This window comes from Paenibacillus sp. PAMC 26794, assembly GCF_000316035.1.
In the GTDB taxonomy this organism is placed as follows: domain Bacteria; phylum Bacillota; class Bacilli; order Paenibacillales; family Paenibacillaceae; genus Paenibacillus.
Genome location: NZ_ANHX01000012.1, coordinates 47,977 through 68,352, shown reverse-complemented (window position 1 = coordinate 68,352; position 20,376 = coordinate 47,977). Strand labels below are relative to the sequence as shown.

Below are 20,376 nucleotides of genomic sequence, written 5' to 3'. Positions count from 1 at the left end.
TTTTCTCCTTTATTGCTGTACGGAATGCCGATTATCTTAATCATAGTGGGCTATTTTATATTCGATTGAGAGCCGCTATATTAGCGGCTTTTTTGGATTTTATTAAACAAGGAGAAGTCGAAAAGAGGCGATCGTCAGAACAGTACCAAAAGCAAGGAGAAAGACACCTCTAAACTTGATACCCATCATATCGTATTCATGAAGTTCATCCTTCGTACGATTAAAAGGCCATGAATTAGGTCGTCTCAGTGCTCTAACCCCGTATATCATGCGATATTCGGCCATAGGGAAGAGGCCAGATCAAACACCTCTAATGCTGGGATAAGATTGTGATAATTCAAGTTAATTTTGTTCATTTAGATACTTTAGAGATTAAAGTACACTGAAAGAACATACAAACAGAACACACCAAACATGAAAAATGTGAGGAATTATAATTCGTTGGAGGTTTTAACGTGAAGACCAAAAATATCTGGTTTAATCAACCTGCTGGAACATGGGAAGAGGCATTGCCTATCGGAAATGGAACACTTGGAGGCATGATTTTTGGGAAAACACAGATCGAGAGAATTCAGCTTAATGAAGATAGTCTGTGGTATGGTGGTCCGATGCAGCGGAATAATCCTCAAGCACTTGAATCTTTATCTCAGATCAGAAGCCTGATTTTTGACGGTAAGATTAGGGAAGCAGAAGAACTCGCAGCAGATACTCTGGTAGGTGTTCCTGACGGGCAAAGACATTATGAGCCATTAGGGGACTTCTATATCGCTATGGATCACAGTGAACATGAACCAAATGAATATCAAAGACATCTCGATCTGGAACAAGGCAAGGTAAACGTGAATTATACCGCAGATCAATCCATTTACAGCCGAGATTATTTTGCAAGCTACCCGGATCAAGTGCTCGTTGTTCATCTCAAATCTAGCGTACCTAGAAAGTTATCTTTCTCCACTATTTTTGGCAGGGGAACCGTTCTGGAATCAACACCCTTTTCAGATATTCTTAAGCATCCTGTTGGTTTCCAATCCTATCTGGACCGGATCGAGAAGCGTGGAACGAATGGCTTGATCATCCGGGGAAGAAGTGGGGGAGAAGAAGGAATCCGATTTTGTTGCGGGATTCGCCTTATATCTGAAGGGGGGCATGTTCATTATTCAAGCGGTCAGCTTTCTCTGAAGGAAGGTAATTCAGCGACTATTCTAATCACAGCTTGCACGGATTTTCGAGTACCCAAGGAACAACTTGAAGCGGAGTGCCTCCGAAGAATTGATGCTGCTTCAACAAAGTCATATAGCGAACTGCTCGCCGATCATGTCTCGGACTATCAATCCTTATTCAAAAAGATGGATATACATCTCGAAGATGAAAATAAAGATGTGATATGTTCCGAACTTCCAATCGATCAGCGCCTTGAGCGGCTTAGAGCTGGTAAGCATGATCCGGAACTGATGAGTCTATACTTTCAATTCGGTCGTTATCTGCTTATCTCAAGCAGCCGTCCAGGTTCTTTACCGGCAAACCTTCAAGGGATATGGAATAAAGACATGCTTCCTGTATGGGATAGCAAATATACGATTAATATTAATACACAGATGAACTACTGGCCTGCAGAAAGCTGCAACCTGTCTGAATGTCACGTTCCATTGTTTGATTTTATAGATCGACTGCAAGTCCGGGGAAAGGAAACCGCTAGAACCATGTATGGATGCAAGGGGTTCGTTGCTCATCACAATTCGGATATCTGGGCAGACGCTGCTCCGCAGGATGTTTGCATGACATCGACATTTTGGACTATGGGAGGAGCATGGCTTTCATTACATCTGTGGGACCATTACGAATACAATAAGGATGTTCAGTTTCTCAAAAAAGTTTACTCCACGATGAAAGATGCGGCTATGTTTATTCTGGATTATCTAATAGAGGATCCTTCCGGCAATTGGGTGATATGTCCTTCGTCCTCACCGGAAAATCGCTATATATTAGATAATGGAGAGTCGGGGGCTTTATGTTTTGGTGCTTCAATGGACAATCAGATTATTAGAGAACTCTTCACGCGTTGCATTGAAAGTACCCGGATCTTGCAAGAAGATCAGGAATTTGGAGAATTACTCCGTAGTGCTTTAACCAAGATACCGGATACCTCCATTGGCAAACATGGCCAGATCCAAGAGTGGAGTAACGATTATGATGAAATGGAACCTGGACACAGACATATTTCCCATTTATTCGCTTTGCATCCTGGAACACAAATTACGTTGCAATCCACGCCTGATCTGGCCAAGGCAGCTCGCGTAACACTCGACAGAAGACTGGAACACGGTGGTGGACACACAGGATGGAGCAGGGCGTGGATTCTCAACATGTGGGCACGATTAGAGGAGTCGGAACTTGCACACGATAACATCGTGGAACTTCTTCGTTCCTCCACGTTACCCAATCTGTTTTGTGACCATCCTCCATTTCAAATTGATGGGAACTTTGGAGGTACTGCAGGTATAGCAGAGATGCTTCTCCAGAGTCATAACGAAGTAATCAGATTGTTACCTGCTTTGCCAGCAGCTTGGCCAAAAGGATATATTCGTGGTATTCGGGCTCGTGGGGGATTTGAAATAGATCTGGAATGGGAAAATGGTCGTCTGTTGAATACCAGAATTCGTTCTATTGAAGAAACAAGAGTAACCGTGTCCTATCTGGACCAAAAAATAGAATTAACCTTTCCTGGCCCCAATGCTATGGTTGAATTGAAAGGATACGACTGGAATAATTAATAAGAAGTTACCGATTACCTGAGCGAATACCGGCTGACAAAATTGCCGGGCGAATTCGCTCTTTTTTTTGCTCAGATAAGATATAGGCAAGAGTTAGGATGTTTTTTCTTCTGGGGCTCACCCACACCATCTCTGGAGTTGGCATCTGGGCAGCCATTTTATATTTTTCTTCACAAGAATTAAGCAGTGCGATACGGATTGGGGAAGTATATCCTATGCTCTGTATCTGTTTAGCAGATTCCCTTACGAATCGGGGGATACGCCCACTTCCCCCATTTAAGTATCGTTTAAAGTTTAACCTCATGAGTACCGGTTCACGCTGGGGAGGGGTTGTTGAAGGAGCATGTATCGGTCTCACAGTAATCATTCTAGTTATCACATTTTACACGGGGAGATTCCAAATCTAGTTGTAACAAAATGATCCCGGTGACCTGCCTGTTTTGTAGCCGGAAGGCGTTGAGTGAACTAGGCAAACCACCCATGATGCAGAAAATATTTTTGTATAAAAGATGAAGCGAAACCTTACTTCTCACTATATGAAAAGCATCAAAATCTTGTGAAGGATCGCATAAGTTGTACTCATTGTGGTAGTACCGAGGGGGGGGATTAGATATATATCTAATTTATATTACACTCTGGATAGTGCTATCCGCCGAATAAAGCGAACTATCTTCCAAAGTCTCACCCCTCTAGTAATCCGTTTTTTTTCTATAATGGATATAGATCCTAATTTTGTATCAATTTAAATTTAAAAAACAAGAGCAATTAAGTTCCCTTAAATTTATAAATATAAAATTTATAGGATATTGATATATATATTTGGGGAATTTCTTTTATAGCGAATAAAAGTTAAAAAGTACAATTATTAGAACAATATTATTTTGAAAATTATATTCAAAAAACATATTTACATATCCTAGAATAACATGGTAATCTATTGCTGCAATTACATTACTTTATAGAAAGGAGGGAGAAACATGGTAAATCAAGACAATTTGGTGAACAAAGTCAATGCTGAGTTGGAGAACGTCCTCAATATTGAAGACTTTATGATAGAGGAGCTTCCTCCTCTTCCATTGGCATTGGAACAAGGTGATCCATCATACATGCCCATTGGCCTTTAGTAAGATGTACAAGACCATTGTCTAGGGACTATTTAGGACAGTCCCTAGGCTTTTTGTTACAAATTCTTGGAGGAGGTACGATTATGTCTTCGCTAAGCCCTGCGCGTATCTTACATACCCATGCATCAATTCGGTTTGAGCCTCCCAATATTACGGGAGAACAGAACTGGCTTGTTACTAGTTCTCCTCGTCGTCGGTTCCTTGCATCAGTACCCGCTTGTGCTCTACTCGTATCATTTGTGGGTGGACGGATTATAGAAGATGCAATCGCTGAGGTTTCACCGCTCTTTTCAGTCGATCTACATTCGCTCCAGATATTAGTCAATTCACTTGAAGAAAAAGGATTGTTGGTCGAGCCCGAATCTGAAATGCATAATTGGGCATTGCAAATCAAGAAGCGCTGGTCGTTATACGGTTGGAATGAGGCAGCGGACTATCAAATCGCATCCTATAATTACCCATTTGTGAATTATGGTTCCGATGGACGTTCTCTGGATATTGCTAGAATGGAAGAGTACTCAGCAGCAGAGCCAGACGTGAACCGCGTGAAACCTCCCATGGAGGCATCAAAAATTCTTCCGGTTATACCCACCAGGTCAGCACTCGATGAATTGACAGAATCGTTTGATCGAGTTTGGCATAAAGAGTGTAAAGAGCAACCGCTTGATGGGGAACGTCTCAAGATATTGCTCTCTACTCTTTTTGGGAAGCTCCGACACCGTAAAGTCTCTGCTGCCCCCAACCGAGCTGATTTGATTCGCAAGACCAGTCCATCTGGAGGCTCTCGACATCCTACTGAAGGGTATGTTTTCGTCCAGAGTGTTGATGGAATAGATCCTGGCATCTACCACTTTTCCGTAGCTGATCAAGCACTAGAGCAAGTGGGTCCTTTGCCAGATAATGAAGTGCTGTTAAAACTATTCTCTGGACCCATCAAAAGAGCGCAGTTTCAACCGGAAGCACTCCTGGTAATGACCACCTACTTTGAACGTAATATGTACCGATACCGAGAGCCACGCACCTTTCGCTCAATCTTCATGGATATCGGACATTTATGTGTAACAATGGAGACTGTAGCAAATTCGCTTGGATTGAAATGTCAGTTTCAACATGGGATTGATGACGAACAAATAGAGTCTCTTCTTGGGATTCACCCACTTGAGGAAGGCGCCATGTTTGGTGCAGCATTGGCAGGAGGTGTGCAAGTGATATGATTTCAGAATCATTCGAGGAAGCGAAGGATGAACGCTCATTTCAGAAAGGATGGAGTCCGCTAACTGTCATGCAAATGCATGTAGGTGAACAGGGGAACGGGCACATAGAAGTTGAGAATCCTCTTTTACAAAAACGTCTCCTGTTGAGCCGTTCAGCTGCGTTGGAATTGTTCAAAGGAAGCTTTCATAACCCGAGCAATCCCGTTGGGTTGACGGCGGAACGATTACGCGAATTAGGTCTGCTTGACGTACAGGAGCTACATCCTGAGACGACTGAGGCTATAGATCATTGGCATAGCCGTAATTGGCAAGATTCATTAGGTTACTATTTGAGGTCTCGCGTTAGGGACTTCGCTGACAGTGATCATGACTATCGTACCCAGAATCATATAATTTTGCAGGACTATTTGCAAAAAGATGGTCCCCCGCCATCTCATAAAAGGGCAGGAGAGAGTGCTGAACCGCTCGTTGAGCCGCTACCTCTTCCTGATATTCCGTTGGGAAAGGTTTTACATAAACGGAGTGCCACGCGCCATGTACCCGCTCGGAACTTCGAAAGTGATATTTTGAGTAGTATCCTTTTTCACGGTACACAATTAATACGCAAGAATCGAACTGTACCTCAAACAAAAGGTAATAGGTCATACCTATACAGTTTTGGTTGTGCATTTGATCTTTACCTAGTTGTTTACGATATCGCTGGTATGGAGCCGGGAATTTACTTTTATGATGTTGAGGATCATTCTGTAGAGCTTATCAGAGCTGGTGATTTCCGAGCTCAGATGAGCGCTTCACTGTACGGACTGAACTGGCCATTGACAGCTGGTTGTTCGCTGCTCTATGTTGCCGAATATGAACGATATCAATGGCGCTACCGCCATGAACGCGCTCTACGCAACTTATTTATTGATGCGGGTAGAGCAGTCCATTATGCGATACTGTGCTCTACCGCTTATGGGAAGCTGACATCGCATACACCGGCTGTGAAAGATGCTCTAGCTGCAGAACTGTTAGGACTTGATCCTATTCGTGAGCAAGTTCTTTACACACTTACACTTTCCTAAGGAGGTATTTATGCAAGATGTTCAAACCAAGGTGTTGCGGTTAAGCAAGGGATGGGACTATTTGTTGAGCCCGGAAGGCGTTCAAATATGGTCGCTTACAACTCAGCGACGTTTTCTCTTGCATGGATCTGCAGAGAAGTTTCGGCAATTACTGGACTTGCTTAAAAGTGGGGATCTCGGAGTCGGAGAAGCCATTAATCGTTTGAGTGAAATAAGCGGTCTTAGCATCAAGCAGGTCGAATCCTTTGTCAAGAGTCTTACGGATCTTGGAGCTATTGTGAAAGCTGATCCTACTCTCGAGCCAACGGGGAGCCTCTATGAGCGCCAACAGTGGTTCTTTGATCAATGGGAACGAGAAGGAGTAAACGGACGTGACCTTGACTTAAGCTTACGGAGTAGCAAAGTGCTGGTGGTAGGCATTGGCGGAATTGGAAGCTGGATCATGTTAAACTTGGCTCGTATTGGGATTCAGCACCTTGTGGGGGTAGACCCTGATCATATTGAAACTAGTAATCTGCCACGGCAGATTCTATACAATGCGGAGGATGTGGGGAAACTCAAAGTCGAAGCAGCAGCTCGACGGTTGCAAGAAGTTGATCCACAGATTCGGTATGAAGGGCATGCCTTGTGCGTGGAGCGACCCGAGGATCTAAGCCCACTGTTAGATGGAGTTGACCTGGTAATAAACCCTTTTGGATTCGTCTCTAGCCGTACTCGGAGTGTCATTGCACAAGCGTGCCTAAATCACAACGTTCCCGTCCTGTTCGGAGGGCAGTGTATAGTGGGGCCACTGTGTGTTCCCGGCGAGACATTATGCCATCAGTGCATGCTTGAGCACGATCCAGGACTGAAGGAAACTTTGCAAATGGTCGATGCCGTGGGCTGGTTGCCACCACGAACTCCCTTTTCGCCAGTTATGTCCATTAGTTCTGGGCTCATCGTTTTTGAAGCGGCGCGTTATCTCTCAGGCAATGAGCAGCCTCGAAGTCTATCAGGTATGTATGTGGTAGATCCCTATAATTTCCAAATCACATTCAGACCAGGCGAGCGCAATCAACAGTGCCTATTCTGTAGCCATATTTAACCGTTAGCCATTCTAGGAGAGTGGAGTGAATAGTAGTTATCGTAACATTTAAAGTTTATGGCTTTAGCTCTGAATTTGACACGAACGCTGTGCAGAATATATCTAAATCACGGTGGACCGTAGAGCGCTCTGATTAGTTTTCCATACTTCAAGTGCCATCGTGTCCTTCTCTTTTTGTCGATTTAGCCTGAAGCAGGAGTAGAGGCTGAGTAGCAAAGACAAGTCTAAGCACAAAGTACCTGTAGGCCTCTCTAAATCGTAAATAGGGGGATTGGTTTCATGACAAAAATGAAAAAAGCGATTGGTAAGTGGGGGGATTATTGGGCAATCCTCTCCATTTCCCTTCCCATTTTAGCTGGATCGATTACAACCATGCTTGTTGGTGCAATCGACACAGCAATGATGGGTAGATTTAGTGTAGACGGATTGGCTGGTGTAGCTGGAGCCGCTGCAGTTTTCAGCATTTTTGCAAATATTATTACAGGAGCAGTGGTGGGGCACCAAGTATTAGCAGCTAGACGTTTTGGGGCTGGTACACCCGATCAGGTAGGTGTTTCATTCCGACACTCTCTCGTATTCGCGGGAGGTGTGTCGCTGTTAAGTGTAATTATCCTTCTATTTACTAGCAATTGGTTGATGGCGATGTTATCAGACTCCAGCGATGTCTTAAAGTCCGGAACAAATTATCTTCTGGCTCGATCTCCAGAGTTGTTGATTATGGTTCCGAGTATATTGATTCAAATTACTTTCAATGCAGAAAAGTCGACGAAGTGGTCAATGTATACCATGATATTGGTTGCATCAACGAATGTAATATTTAACTACCCCCTTATCCACGGTATGGGGGCAATACCTGCGCTGGGAGCAACGGGATCGGGTCTTGGTAGCGTTTTGGCACGCACTGCTGGTCTCTTATTCCTATTAACGGTGGCCTACAAAAAAGATCTGTTCAAGCGCATACGCCCCCAAGAGTTCCGATTTCAAGTAATGGAATTTAACCAGGTTCGTAACATTAGCTTGCCTTCTATTTTTTCAGGTGCGTTTGATTATGCTGCCAACACGTTTTTCTTCATCATAATGGGTACACTTGGGAGTACTTATCTCGCAGGTGGACGAATTGCCTTTAACCTTATTATGATCTTCTTTTCAATTGCAATGAGTCTCGCAATGGGTTGCCAAATTCTTGTAGGTCGTTCATGGGGTGCCAAGAATCTAAGTATGATCCAGCAATATGTAAATCGGAGTCGCCTATTATTAACAGTGATCCTATCGGTTTTGGCTCTCCCACTGATTGTGTGGCCTCAGGGAGTAGCAAGTATCTTCACTACTTTTATTGAAGTGCAAGATGCGACAGTGGGTGCGATAAGGATCATTGGTCTTTGTGCACCGATTCTAGCTCTGGCCTGCACCAATGTCAGTGCACTACGAGGAATGGGTAAGACCAAGTGGGATATGTACACAAATGTGTTGCCCGGATATCTTCTTAGGCTTCCTGTTGCTTGGTTCTTGGGGATTGTTGTTGGATGGAAGCTAACGGGGCTTTATGTTGGGTACATTGTATACTGGCTTGGGAGGCTTGTCATCGGACAGATATTGCTCGTAAAAGCAATGAAAATAACAGAAGACAAGGGGAGGATAGTACATAATGACCTTCAACGGAATGTCTAACGAGTTTGTTGTGTCTGAACCGCTGCGACACATGGCAGAGCGTATTTACATGCTCTATCGTGAAAAGCAGCCAGTTGCTGCTTCACTGTGTGGCCCTGTCCAATGGGAGGGGGCAGAAGATCTCTCGGATCATGGCCTGACCGAATATACTGATGCTCTGAAGTCATTGGCTACAGAAGTCTCAGTGATTGGGAGAGAGTCAGTTGGATTAACTGACCGGGTGGTGGCTGAGGAGATGGGGCGCTTTATCCAGGAGAAGTTATACCAAACTTCTGTACAATGTTTGTACCATACGAGGCTAATGCCATACTTTCAACTCATTGCTGCTTCTCTGCTACCGTTTACCCTTACCCCTCCCCTGTCGGAGGCAACTGACAATCGACTCTCTGAACGTTTTCACGCTGCACTTGGCTGGTTGGAGTTAGCTGCTAGGCGTCAGGAATCTGGATTAATAGTTGCCTCTTCCGAAGATGTAGTAGCTGCTCAAAAATTAGCTGCCGCAATTGCAGAATTTATCAAACGTAAAGAAAATATGCCGATTCGGATCACTGATCAAGCTGAAGAGCTCTGCTCTCGACTCCGTCGTTGGCCTGCTGCAACCGAAGCAGCTAACTCACCGAAAGGTGGGTTACGTTTAGACAATTTAGAGCATTTATTAACCAATTGTTTTGGAACCAAAAAGTCAGTGGCTGATTGGGCTAACACACTTACCGAGCGACTGCTCGTAGAGTTGGATTGCTTTGTACAGACAGAAAAGGTAGAAGGAACTTTTCAGTCGCTTGGCCAGCTCACAGATTGGGATTTTGCTTCCGAATGGGGAATGGAACTGGAAACTGAGACAAAAAATAATGATCCAGCTGGTGTACTTCAGTGGTTCCACTCCGTGTATCGGTATTTGAGATTAAAAACAAAGGGGTCATTTCTGCAGACCACGGCACCCGTTGCCCGTATCGAAGTAGGGCAACCTCTACTTTCCTTTCTCGCCACGGAGGTGCTGTACTTGCCGTTATCTGAGAGCGGGCAGGAGGCACGTATGTTGGTCTCGCCATTGCTTGTAAACCGCAATGGACCTCTGACTTGCCGTTTCCGTCTCCATATGGCCTTGGCAATCGCTCACGATCTCTGTCCAGGACACCATGAGCACGTATCGCGTAGAGCCAATGGTGTCCTTGGGCCATATATCGACTACTTACAAAGTAGTGTGGGACTGGAGGGTTGGGGGGTATTTGCTGAGAGCATTTTGGCGGATGCATCTCCAAAGGGTGCTCTGGAAATGCAATACTCGCGGATACGCCGACTTATGCCATCAGCAATAACGTTAACTTTTATGGATAAGGGGCGTGATGTCGCCAACACTTTACTCCAGGACATTGCTAGGCGCTACCCTAGCATTATCAATGAGGGAGTACGATTTGGAGGTGGACTTGGTTGGGCATCATTGCCTTATGCGGTTGGGCTCGTTGAAACCGAGAGGGCATTGGAGCAGATGCGTTCTTCTTCTCCGCAGGGAGCTTCCTTCACGGGAATTACTGAACGTTACTTATCCCAAGGTCCGATGACTCCTTCTCTGATCGCTCTACTAACTACACAGTCAGGGTCACGAGAGGAGGGAAGCAATGGTCTTCACAGAGAGATTAGTGCGAATCATTGAGCAAGAGACGGTCATTGCTAACCGCTATGTCAATCCCAAGCTTCTGATCGAGCCACCTCAAGGCAGTCCTTCCTTGCTATTTGCAGCTGAGGATTCCATGACAGGCAAGCCGGTTGTACTGAAATTTCTTCACCCCGAAGTAGAAGATCCTTACTGGAAAGCAGCTTTTGAGCGTGAGGAGCAACTACTCAGTGAATTAAAAGGGCAGTCCTATGTGGTAGACCTTTTAGAGGTGGATTGTACTTTAGAGTTAGATTTATCAACTTCCGATCGCACGGTACCCCCTATAATTCTTCGCTTTTTGCCGTTGGAAAGGGGAAGTAAGGACCTTTGTGAATATATGGAGTCACTGGATAGAGATCCTTTGCAGTCTTTACGAATTTTCAGTGAACTCTGTAGGGCGGTAGAGGGACTTCACAAGCAAGGTATTAGCCACAGGGACCTGAAGCCAAACAACTGTGTCTTGTTTCATGATGGGAGCCTGAAGCTGATCGATTTCGCTCTTTCTTATCGAGAGGGGAGTAAGGTTTTGTCACAGGGTGAACGATATACTCGCTGGTACTCCATCTTCGTTCCTAACCATCTTTATGGAGCTCCTGAACTATATTGTGGCTTTGCTTTTACGCCTACCCAGTTTCCAGTGGCAGATTTTTATCAACTGGGGGCGATCCTTTTTGAACTATGGACCGGGAAGCGGCTCATGAACTTTTTGTATCAGAGGGAATTCATGCTGGATTTTGGACACCTTTTTTGTTACGTCCAAGATGGTAAACGACAGGAAAATTTTCGACGTGCTATCCAGGTCATTAAGGAGAAATATCCCTTACCCCATGTGGACGACTTAACTACCGGACATTGGAAGCAAGCTGCAGAGACTGTTAATGAAGTATATCAAGCCATGGCAGAGTTGGACTACGAGAAACGTTGCACTGATTTTGACTGGGTACAACGCCAACTGGGCAAAGCGATCGACCAACTCATGGCCATTCGGTAGGTGAGACAGGAGCATTAGGTGTTGCTATTCTCAATTTATGTGGAGCGAAGCAAGTCAACTTCTTTAAAACCATAAGATACTCTTAGGGTATCAGGAATGAGAGGAGGCCAATGATGGCACCTTGGTTTTGGAAAGATCTCACTGTAATGAGTCCGGTAATTGATGAAAAAAAAGCAAGAGTTATTTTATCGAATCCCTTTCCAGGTCAACGGGTAGAAGTGGAAATAAACGCCCTCTTGGAGCTGTTGGAAATGCAAGCATTAGGAGTGGAGAACACGCTACAACTACAGGAGCACCTGGTAGAGCAGGGATTCCTCGTTGAAGAGAACCAGATAGAATCGCTCCGTGACTTGGAGCACTGGACACAACGCGGGTGGGATCGAGTTCTCGATTATTATTTGTGGTCTCACGTGCAGCCAGCTAGACATGTAAATAAACCATGTAGCAATCCAGAACCCCTGACAGATGTCAATATTAAGCATCTAACTGCACCAGTTGATTTTCCAGAAGAACTGGTTCTTGGAGAAGTTATTTTGCGCCGGCGAACCCTTCGACGATACGCAGATAAGCCACTAACTGAATCGCAATTCAGTGGGTTACTATGGTATGGGCTAAAACGTCTTCGCAAACCAAACGAAATAGAGCGACCTCATCCTTTCGTTATATTCGTAACTACTTACGCAGTTGAAGGAGTTGAACCCGGGCTATATCGATACTACCCAGACTCTCATGGGCTTGAGCAACTGGTGCAAGGCAAATTGAGGGAGCAAGTCTCCCACTTACTCTTCGGTCAAATCGCTCCGCTTACCGCCGCCTGTTCCATTTTCCTTGCGGTTGACCTGTATGATTATGCATATCTCCATCCTGGTGAGGAATCTCTACGAGGTTTATTAGTTGAAGCAGGGCGGCTAGGGCATGAGCTTCTAATCGGGGCTAGTGCTTTAGGGCTTGGAGGGCTGACTGCACCAGCATTGCGTGAGGTAGAGGCAGAGCAGCTACTACCAGTACAGAAATTTCAGAGACAAATTCTGTACACTCTTACCTTCGGAGAAACGCGAACACCTGAGAGGAGGAATGACTTTGGCAATTCAGATGCACGCGAGTGTTCGCATACGACCAACTCGTGATCATACAGATCAAATGCGATGGATTGTCGATCATCTTGAGGCTAGAAGACGGTTCTCCTTGCCGATTGTAGCCGTGATGCTTCTGCTAGTATGTATTGAGCCAGTGGAGGAGACTGCGGCGATTGAGAAGATAGGTGCCCGTTTGTCGTCGATTCCTAAAGAGGTACTCGTGCAACTTCTGGACAATCTTAAACATAAAGACCTGATTATACTAACTACGGACTTAGAGAATCAGAAAGAAAGAGAATATATGGCAAGCTTCATACAACATGGATGGCAGGCAGCATGGGATTATTTGCTATTAACCTATAACTACCCTTTTGTCGATTATGCTGAAAATGGTCGAGCCATTGATTCTAAGCTTATGGAGGAGTACGGACGGAGTGAACCAGACAACTCTCGTTTCAAGAAATACACTAGTCCTCTGAATAGGGACCCCTTACCAGAAATTGAGGTTGGCCTAGTGCCAGTAAACGTTGGAACTGCATATAAGACTCTTCGCCACAATGACTGGGGGATCAATGAGTTATATAGATTGTGCGCCGTAGCCTTTGGTAGGACGGGCATCATTAACCAGAATAACCAGTCCGACCCAACTTCTGTGCCTCTTTACTTGAAAACCAGCCCATCCATGGGGGCACGGCATCCGGTGGAAGCATATGTTTTTGTAAAGGCTGTACGTGGATTAGAGGAAGGCTGTTACCATGTATGTGTGGGTGATCATCAACTGGACTATATAAAATCTTGCCAATTTAGTTCTGAAGCATTATCTGCGTGGATTCCAGCGTTGATTGAGCGGAGAGATCGGCCACCGCGTGCCATTTTGCTCCTCACAGCTGTGTTTGAGCGAAGTATGTACCGATACCGAGAACCACACATATTCCGTACCATTCATATTGATGTTGGTCATCTATGCGCTTCCGTGGAGTTAATAGCCAGTAGCTACGGTATGATTGTGGAAATCTTTCCGATTACTCGAGTATTGGCAGCAGAACTACTAGATATAGAATTACTGACTGAAGGGGGAATGGCAGCCATTGCGCTTTGGTAATAGTCTCGCTTTACATGTTATCTAGACCTATGTTCATAGTTGGTTTAGAGAATCCCCGTGTTTTTTCGTCCTCATTTTCTAGTTTATAAGTTTAGTGCATTTTTGACCACCTTAAGTCATTGCCTCATTCACACATCAACGGACCTTAACAACTCTCATTAAAGACGAAAAAACTGACCGGCGTTCGACGAGGCCACTGAAAAAGTCTCTTTTAAAAAGCGTTAAAAAAACGAGCCTTTAGAATCGCTTCTAAGGCTCGTTTCGCGTTCCGGGAATCATAGTTGACCCCCTAAAGTTAGTTTATTGTTTTTGCAAAACTGGTAGTACTTCAGTAGCCTCGCGTTCGACAGACCAATTTTTTAAACTTTTATTACAGCATAAATTTCTGCAATCGTTCAAAAACTCTACTTTCACCCATGACTCTCATAATTTCAAACAAATCAGGTGTGTTGAATCTGTTAGTTAAAGCAACCCTGATGACCATTGTCATATCACCGACATGCCCCTTGTAACAGTTAGGGTTGACTTTATATTGCTTCATTTCCTTTGCAAATCCAAGTTCTTCAGCAAGTTCTTTAATTCCATTGAACCAAGTTTCCTTATCATGATAAAATTTATACTTTTTGCTGAATCCTAATACAACTTCTTTCGCAACATCTGAATTTACGTTTTTAGGTAAATCAAACCCGTTCATTATATCCATTTCAAACAATTCATCATAAAAGAAAGAGATCATATTCTTCACATCTGACCATTTGGAGATATCTTTTCTTGGTTTTTCAATTGTGCGACCTATATTTAGAATATTAACAGTATAATCATTATATTTGTCGATTAACGTATAAAACTCCGAATCATATTCCCTGGACCAACTGCATACATAGTCAAACACTTGTTTAACTGTGAGTCTTGAGAGAACATCTTTGCTGATGTCATTGAGTTTTCTCATGTCTAATAAGGCACCACTTGCATTCATTTTATCAGTATGGATAAAAAAGTCCGTATATGATCTAAGAGGGTTTGTCAACCTCCATTCTTCGAAGTCAGAATTGATGAGATGCATGAAGTATTCGCCTAAAGCTATTCCTGGGTATCCTTGTTCCTTGTAATACTCTGCTGTACCATCGAGATCCTTACGTTTACTGAATTTCCGTTTAGAAGATCCGACTTGTTTCATAATTGGAGCAATATGTCCGTACTCTGGTATTCTAAAACCTAAAGTTTCAAACAATTGTAAATGGGTTGGTACTGAAGAGAGCCATTCGTCGCCTCTGATAACATGAGTTGTACCCATCAGATAATCATCTATAGCATGAGCAAAATGGTATGTTGGTAGTCCATCCGCTTTCATAATAACAATATCTTGATCATTTTCTGGAAATTCGATCGGACCTTTCACCAGATCATGGTACATTATTCTCCTGTCTGATGATCCTGAAGATCTAAGTCTAATAACAAATGGTTTGCCATTGAGAAGCTCTTCTTCGGTTTGTTGAAAAGAAATATCTCGGTGCTTAGCCCATTGGCCATAATAACCTGTTGTTACTTTTAAGTTCTGTTGACTTATTCTTATCTGTTGTAAATCGTCCGTATCACAAAAGCAAGGATATGCTAATCCATTTCGCACTAAGTGCTTAATAAACACTTTATAGATCTGTATTCTTGAGCTTTGTTTATAAGGCCCATAAGCACCTTTAACGTCTCCCGACAAGGTAGGTCCCTCATCAATTTGAATTTCGAAGTCTAACAATGATGTAATAATATTTTCCAGACTTCCTTTGATTTCTCGTTTTTTATCTGTGTCTTCGATCCGAAGGAAAAAGACTCCATTACTTTGGTGGGCTAATCTTTCCGAAATTAAAGCTGCATAAAGCCCACCAATATTTAATGAACCCGTTGGACTCGGTGCAAAGCGTGTCACCATAGTAGATGATGACAAATTTCTTGGCGGATATTGTGAATAAATATCAGTCGGTAATTGTAGGACTTCCGGAAATAACAGTTCTGCCATTTTCTCATTTGACATATAAAATCCTCCTATAGGTTCGAAATAAAAAAAGCCCCTCATCCTGTTAAAGGACGAAAGACTCTGCTTCCGCGTTACCACCTAAATTGGTTGAAAACCCGCTTATTATGCAGCAATTCATTTCTTGCTGCACATTTCTTTAACGGGAAATACCCGGTAGACCTACTGCAATTTTTTTCGGTCTACTACTCGAAGGCTTCATTCATTAAGCTCGAATACCCAATTTCACCAGCATGGGCTCTCTAAGATTCGAGTGATTAATTACTCTTCCTCTTCATCGCATTTTACAATATGTGGATACTCACTTGTTACACTAACTCATTATTATCAAATTGTCAAGGTTCTATTCACTTCTAGAAATTTTCTAACAGTGCATGCTCTCGTGTCTCACAGCTAAGTAGACAATACATGATTGGTAAACCTGTAATTAGCAGAAAAGTAAGCGTAGCATTCGAGTTCCGGTGTCGTAATGGGCCCAGAGCGATTTAAGCTAGAGGATAGCCCATTTCAATTCTAAAAAGTTCTATATTGAATCTATACATTAAAAGAGGAGAAGTATCATGTTCGTATTAGTTTCATTTAAGTTGTGTAGTGATAGTATTCGATTTGCTATTAAAGCAAAGTATGCATGGGCGTTTTGGATCACATTATGTTTGTGTGATTTTATTGTTCTTTTGCGATTTTATGTTACTGGTGCTGCGAATCTAATGGTAATTGCATTGGCATTTTTACTAGTAACCATAGCCGATCAAATTGTTAATAAGAAAATCACCAGTTACGTGATAATGAACCGATTTATGAAAACACTGCACATGAATCTTCCAGAAGGATTACCAGATCGTCACCAACTAGAACCAATTGTTTTAGAACTTATAGAAGCTCTCGAAAAGCGATCTCCCAAAACAAAACCGCACCGCATGAAAACCCATTAACGGATCTTAGTTCAGCTATTACATGATAAGTTTCAAGAAAACTTATTTTTTGGGAGCTATGTAGTGGGATAATTGGTGGAATTATTACACTGTATGTCTTTAAAAGGACAATCGAAAACAGGCAGAAATGCAATCGACATTGAGAAAAGAGCAGGGAAGAGATAAGAATTTTATCTATGAAGCCATATCTGGCTACCAGGTTGGCTCAAAATAGTGACAACAATGAATACCTTTATAAAATTGATTTTCTACAGGATGTTGAAGACAGTTCGTTATGTGATAGCTTAACTGCTTCGTTTAGACTTAATGATGTGGGTATGGGTAATGCTATTGGTATAATGTTCTATCTAGAATTACGTTTTTTATAACAATCTTGATCTTGATCCTTTGGCCTTAAAAGTCGGTACCGCAATGGTTATAATATTAACTATTCAGTCTTTACCTGATATAGACGAGTATACACTAAAAGTGCGTCTTACAGATTTTTTGGAAAATGTTTATAACCAAAAAATCAAGCTTGCTAAGATCCAAAATCAGGTTTCGGTAATATCTATTAGTAAACCTGTTCCCATAAAAGAGTTTAGAATGAATTTGGGCTAAATCATAAAACGTTAGAAGAGATGATTAACAAATCTAAAACGACATCTATAAATATGTGATTCAATGCAATGTTTAAAGAAGACTTCCATATTTAACAAATTTGCCAGGTGAAGTGCCGACCTGTTTGGTGAAGCTGCGAATAAAATTGGCATAATCTCCAAAACCGGATTGATAACAGGCCTCTGTAATACTTAAACCTTCAATTAAATAAGATTTCGACAGCTCTATACGGCGACTAAGAATGTATGCTCGAATCGTGAGTCCGGTATGCTTTTTAAATTGCCGACTAATATAGCTGCTATTCGTGAACATAGCCTCTGACAATTGTTCGAGCGTCAGTTGCCTCGTCAGATTACATTCAATGTAATCCATCGTGTTTCGAACTAGTTCAGGCATAATATCCGTTGCAACAAAATCCGTATTTTGAAAAGTTAGATTCGTTAGAAGGAGTAACTGAGTAATCAAAATATTCCTCAGAATATCCGCTCCATAGTCACTTGATGAGAGACACTGTTCAAGTTCACCAGCTAATTGCAGCACTCGATGAAGCTCGTCCTCTTCAAGATGTACGATATTACCCTTACCCTTGGGACGGTAGTCGAAACATGCGGATAAGTTGGTGCTTGAAGTAGACAAGCGGTTCAGATATGACTTTTTCAGATTTATGGTAATTCTCTCATATTCATTTTTGTCCAAGGCAAAGGAACGGTGCATCTCCTCCGGGCTAAGAACGAGCAGATCGCCACGTTGCAAATGGTAACAACGGTTCTCAATATAGAAGTTTACATTGCCACGAAGAAATAAGTAGAGTTCATATGCATTATGTCGATGATAAAACGTTCCCATATTATACGTGGTGGTGCGATGAAGGTACAACAGCTCATTCTGGATTGGATCAAACAGGTATTCTGAAGTCTCATTCATATCAGATATATGACCTCCTTGTCGTTTCGCGCAATAAATATAGCCGTTTGTGCAATGAAATTGCAGACGTGAACCTATAAAATGTAACCATCCTAGCATGATGGATACATAATTGCAAGCGTTTCCACTCAGGTGTGTACAACGCGATTGGAGGAAAAGATGGATCTGATTTTCACGGCACGAAGTAGAGCGCAGGACAACGTAGAGTACACGGCATTGAACAAGCATGCTCTCAAGGCTGACGTAAAAGTAATAAACGGGAACGGCAGTGCAGAAGACCCATGGCAAGCCGACATTCAGATTTATAACGAGGGCCAGAATGCCTGGACAGGGGTTATTCATGTGGAAATGCCGTTGGACAAACAGAATCCGAGGTTTTTTTTGCCTGCATTTATGTATGGCCGCAACCGGGGCGAAGCACCTCAGAATGTTCCAAATGAGTTCCCCAGGCTAAGGGAGGGCAGTCCTTCTCGTCCTTCATCACCCTGGTGGATGGTAAGAAGTGATCGTCTGTCTCATCCAGCTGCACTTATCTATGATGAAGGTCGGATTGTTGGTTTAAGCGCAAGTCCCTACTGGATCAATACAGGAAGCCAGAAGCAGCAATGGTATCCAGGAATGGAAGGAAACTTTGTGCAATATGGGGGATTCACATGTTCTATTGAAAAGGGTACGGTCGGATATACGTTGGGATATGAGAATGCTCCGTTGTTATTTATCAAATCCAGACTTGTCCACGAGCGAGCTGCCCTTGGAGAAAACTGTTTTGAACTTGCTGCAGGTGAATCGGTTGGGCTCACACTTGAACTATATAACTACGAGTCTGAATCAGAACTGGGCATCAATCCAGCACTGGAAACAATCTATAAGAGGTATCACGAAAAACCAAGAGAAGGAAGTGACATTCAGACAACGGTAACGGATTTGTCCAATGCCATCTATGAGTATGCCTGGCTTCCGGAGGATTGTCATTATTCTACATTTGTATATGAAGATGCTGCTAAAACCAGTGGCTACCGATACAACAAAATTATCTCAATCAGTTGGACAAATGGTATGACCATCGCTGCACCAATGCTTATGGCCGCACTGCGACTGAATAATGAGCCCATGCGACAGCAGGCGTTATCCTGCATTACCAATATTATCGAGAATGCCATGAATCCCGAATCCGGACTTCCGTATGACGCCTATCAGGATGGGATATGGAGTGTTAAAGGCTGGTGGTTCGACGGCATGCGTACCCCAGGACATTCCTCTTACCTTGTAGCTCAAGCGATGTTCTACATTCTGAAAAGCTACGATTATGAGAAGCGCATTCGAAATGTGAGACACGATGATTGGCTTGCTTACGTCAAACAAATACTTGATCGTCTGGAGTGCACGAAAAATACGGATGGAGAATATCCCACCATTTTGTCAGAGCGGACCGGAGCAGGTCTTGAATATGATGCTTTTAGTGGAGTCTGGTGTCTTGCTGCCAAGGCATATCACTGTTGGTTAACCCATGATGAATCTTCTTTGGATGAGCTCAGACGCAGTGAAGCCCACTATTACAACACCTATGTGCAACACATGGAATGTTACGGCGCTCCGCTGGATGCGGACAAGGCAGTTGATTCGGAAGGTATTCTGGCTTACATCAAAGCTGTTCGGTTTCTGCACGCGTTGACCGGTGACGAGCTGTATCTAGATCACATGAGAGATGCGATCAGTTATGAATTCAGCTTCAAATTTTGTTACAACTCACCTATTACGATTCCGCCACTCAGTATATTAGGCTGGTCCAGTTCCGGGGGAAGTGTTACTTCAGTAGCTAATCCGCATATTCACCCCATGTCCAGCAATCTAGTGGATGAGCTGTTGTATTATGTTGGACAGCGGGAAGAGAATTATGTTCGCCAACGTATGATGGATACCATCGGATGGGGTTGTCAGACCTATAATCGTTATGATCAAGAATTCGGCTATGGCAAAAAAGGATGGATGTCTGAACGCTTCTGTCATTCGGAAGGACTGGTCACTGAAAAATATGCGGATGGTACGCCAGCCAGCACCTGGTTTTGCCTGATGCCATGGGCCAGTGGATCGATCATTGAAGGCCTCGTTGGCGACTATTGGGATTATGCGCGACATGAATGAATTT

At 43.2% G+C, this 20,376-nt stretch carries 14 protein-coding genes and 1 other annotated feature; of the genes, 12 read left to right on the top strand and 2 right to left on the bottom strand.

The annotated features are described in order from the left end of the window. Positions 1–455 precede the first annotated feature (455 nt). The 10 genes from D829_RS0108530 (at position 456) to D829_RS0108485 (ending at position 13,748) form a co-directional block, all read left to right on the top strand. The gene (locus tag D829_RS0108530) at positions 456–2,771 is read left to right on the top strand and encodes a glycoside hydrolase family 95 protein (RefSeq protein WP_017688453.1); all 2,316 of its coding nucleotides are present in this window, start codon (positions 456–458) and stop codon (positions 2,769–2,771) included. Between the two features lie 977 nt (positions 2,772–3,748). Then, positions 3,749–3,895: a hypothetical protein gene (locus D829_RS33660; RefSeq protein WP_017688452.1), complete on the top strand. Its 147-nt coding sequence runs from the start codon at positions 3,749–3,751 to the stop codon at positions 3,893–3,895. An 83-nt stretch (positions 3,896–3,978) separates the two neighbouring features. Then, positions 3,979–5,109 (top strand): SagB/ThcOx family dehydrogenase, encoded by a 1,131-nt coding sequence (locus D829_RS32380; protein ID WP_017688451.1) that lies wholly within the window; start codon positions 3,979–3,981, stop codon positions 5,107–5,109. Beyond that, positions 5,106–6,173: a SagB/ThcOx family dehydrogenase gene (locus tag D829_RS0108515; protein ID WP_017688450.1), complete on the top strand. Its 1,068-nt coding sequence runs from the start codon at positions 5,106–5,108 to the stop codon at positions 6,171–6,173. The genes D829_RS32380 and D829_RS0108515 overlap by 4 nt, the downstream gene beginning before the upstream one ends. A gap of 10 nt (positions 6,174–6,183) precedes the next feature. Then, the gene (locus D829_RS0108510; RefSeq protein ID WP_017688449.1) at positions 6,184–7,257 is read left to right on the top strand and encodes a ThiF family adenylyltransferase; all 1,074 of its coding nucleotides are present in this window, start codon (positions 6,184–6,186) and stop codon (positions 7,255–7,257) included. A gap of 279 nt (positions 7,258–7,536) precedes the next feature. After that, a complete protein-coding gene (locus tag D829_RS0108505) occupies positions 7,537–8,925 on the top strand; it encodes an MATE family efflux transporter (RefSeq protein ID WP_017688448.1) in 1,389 nt (462 codons plus the stop codon). Continuing rightward, positions 8,903–10,576, top strand: coding sequence for a hypothetical protein (locus D829_RS0108500; protein WP_017688447.1), 1,674 nt, complete (start codon positions 8,903–8,905; stop codon positions 10,574–10,576). The genes D829_RS0108505 and D829_RS0108500 overlap by 23 nt, the downstream gene beginning before the upstream one ends. Then, positions 10,542–11,570: a protein kinase gene (locus D829_RS0108495; RefSeq protein ID WP_026081077.1), complete on the top strand. Its 1,029-nt coding sequence runs from the start codon at positions 10,542–10,544 to the stop codon at positions 11,568–11,570. The genes D829_RS0108500 and D829_RS0108495 overlap by 35 nt, the downstream gene beginning before the upstream one ends. A gap of 251 nt (positions 11,571–11,821) precedes the next feature. Beyond that, positions 11,822–12,697, top strand: a complete 876-nt coding sequence (locus tag D829_RS0108490) for a SagB/ThcOx family dehydrogenase (protein WP_193748461.1) — start codon at positions 11,822–11,824, stop codon at positions 12,695–12,697. Continuing rightward, positions 12,651–13,748: a SagB/ThcOx family dehydrogenase gene (locus D829_RS0108485; protein WP_017688445.1), complete on the top strand. Its 1,098-nt coding sequence runs from the start codon at positions 12,651–12,653 to the stop codon at positions 13,746–13,748. The genes D829_RS0108490 and D829_RS0108485 overlap by 47 nt, the downstream gene beginning before the upstream one ends. A 370-nt stretch (positions 13,749–14,118) precedes the next feature. Here the strand turns inward: D829_RS0108485 and gltX are convergent, their stop codons facing one another. Beyond that, positions 14,119–15,774 (bottom strand): glutamate--tRNA ligase, encoded by a 1,656-nt coding sequence (gene gltX / locus D829_RS0108480; protein ID WP_017688444.1) that lies wholly within the window; start codon positions 15,772–15,774, stop codon positions 14,119–14,121. 46 nt (positions 15,775–15,820) lie between these two features. Continuing rightward, positions 15,821–16,061 (bottom strand) — a binding site (T-box leader). Positions 16,062–16,334: 273 nt separating this feature from the next. On the opposite strand from gltX, the gene D829_RS0108475 reads away from it, so the two are divergent. Next, positions 16,335–16,706, top strand: a complete 372-nt coding sequence (locus D829_RS0108475) for a hypothetical protein (protein WP_017688443.1) — start codon at positions 16,335–16,337, stop codon at positions 16,704–16,706. 672 nt (positions 16,707–17,378) lie between these two features. On the opposite strand, the gene D829_RS0108460 is transcribed toward D829_RS0108475, so the two are convergent. Beyond that, on the bottom strand, positions 17,379–18,230 hold the full coding sequence (locus tag D829_RS0108460) for an AraC family transcriptional regulator (RefSeq protein WP_017688440.1): 852 nt from the start codon (positions 18,228–18,230) through the stop codon (positions 17,379–17,381). Between the two features lie 159 nt (positions 18,231–18,389). On the opposite strand from D829_RS0108460, the gene D829_RS0108455 reads away from it, so the two are divergent. Next, positions 18,390–20,372: a hypothetical protein gene (locus D829_RS0108455; RefSeq protein WP_017688439.1), complete on the top strand. Its 1,983-nt coding sequence runs from the start codon at positions 18,390–18,392 to the stop codon at positions 20,370–20,372. The last annotated feature ends 4 nt before the right edge of the window (positions 20,373–20,376 follow it).

Excerpts from the sequence above, each read along its gene's own strand:
- D829_RS0108490 (WP_193748461.1), top strand. The coding sequence starts at position 11,822 with ATGCAAGCATTAGGAGTGGAGAACACGCTACAACTACAGGAGCACCTG.
- D829_RS0108495 (WP_026081077.1), top strand. The coding sequence starts at position 10,542 with ATGGTCTTCACAGAGAGATTAGTGCGAATCATTGAGCAAGAGACGGTC.
- D829_RS0108505 (WP_017688448.1), top strand. The coding sequence starts at position 7,537 with ATGACAAAAATGAAAAAAGCGATTGGTAAGTGGGGGGATTATTGGGCA.
- D829_RS0108510 (WP_017688449.1), top strand. The coding sequence starts at position 6,184 with ATGCAAGATGTTCAAACCAAGGTGTTGCGGTTAAGCAAGGGATGGGAC.
- D829_RS32380 (WP_017688451.1), top strand. The coding sequence starts at position 3,979 with ATGTCTTCGCTAAGCCCTGCGCGTATCTTACATACCCATGCATCAATT.
- gltX (WP_017688444.1), bottom strand. The coding sequence starts at position 15,774 with ATGTCAAATGAGAAAATGGCAGAACTGTTATTTCCGGAAGTCCTACAA.
- D829_RS0108460 (WP_017688440.1), bottom strand. The coding sequence starts at position 18,230 with ATGAATGAGACTTCAGAATACCTGTTTGATCCAATCCAGAATGAGCTG.
- D829_RS0108515 (WP_017688450.1), top strand. The coding sequence starts at position 5,106 with ATGATTTCAGAATCATTCGAGGAAGCGAAGGATGAACGCTCATTTCAG.
- D829_RS33660 (WP_017688452.1), top strand. The coding sequence starts at position 3,749 with ATGGTAAATCAAGACAATTTGGTGAACAAAGTCAATGCTGAGTTGGAG.
- D829_RS0108500 (WP_017688447.1), top strand. The coding sequence starts at position 8,903 with ATGACCTTCAACGGAATGTCTAACGAGTTTGTTGTGTCTGAACCGCTG.
- D829_RS0108455 (WP_017688439.1), top strand. The coding sequence starts at position 18,390 with ATGGATCTGATTTTCACGGCACGAAGTAGAGCGCAGGACAACGTAGAG.
- D829_RS0108475 (WP_017688443.1), top strand. The coding sequence starts at position 16,335 with ATGTTCGTATTAGTTTCATTTAAGTTGTGTAGTGATAGTATTCGATTT.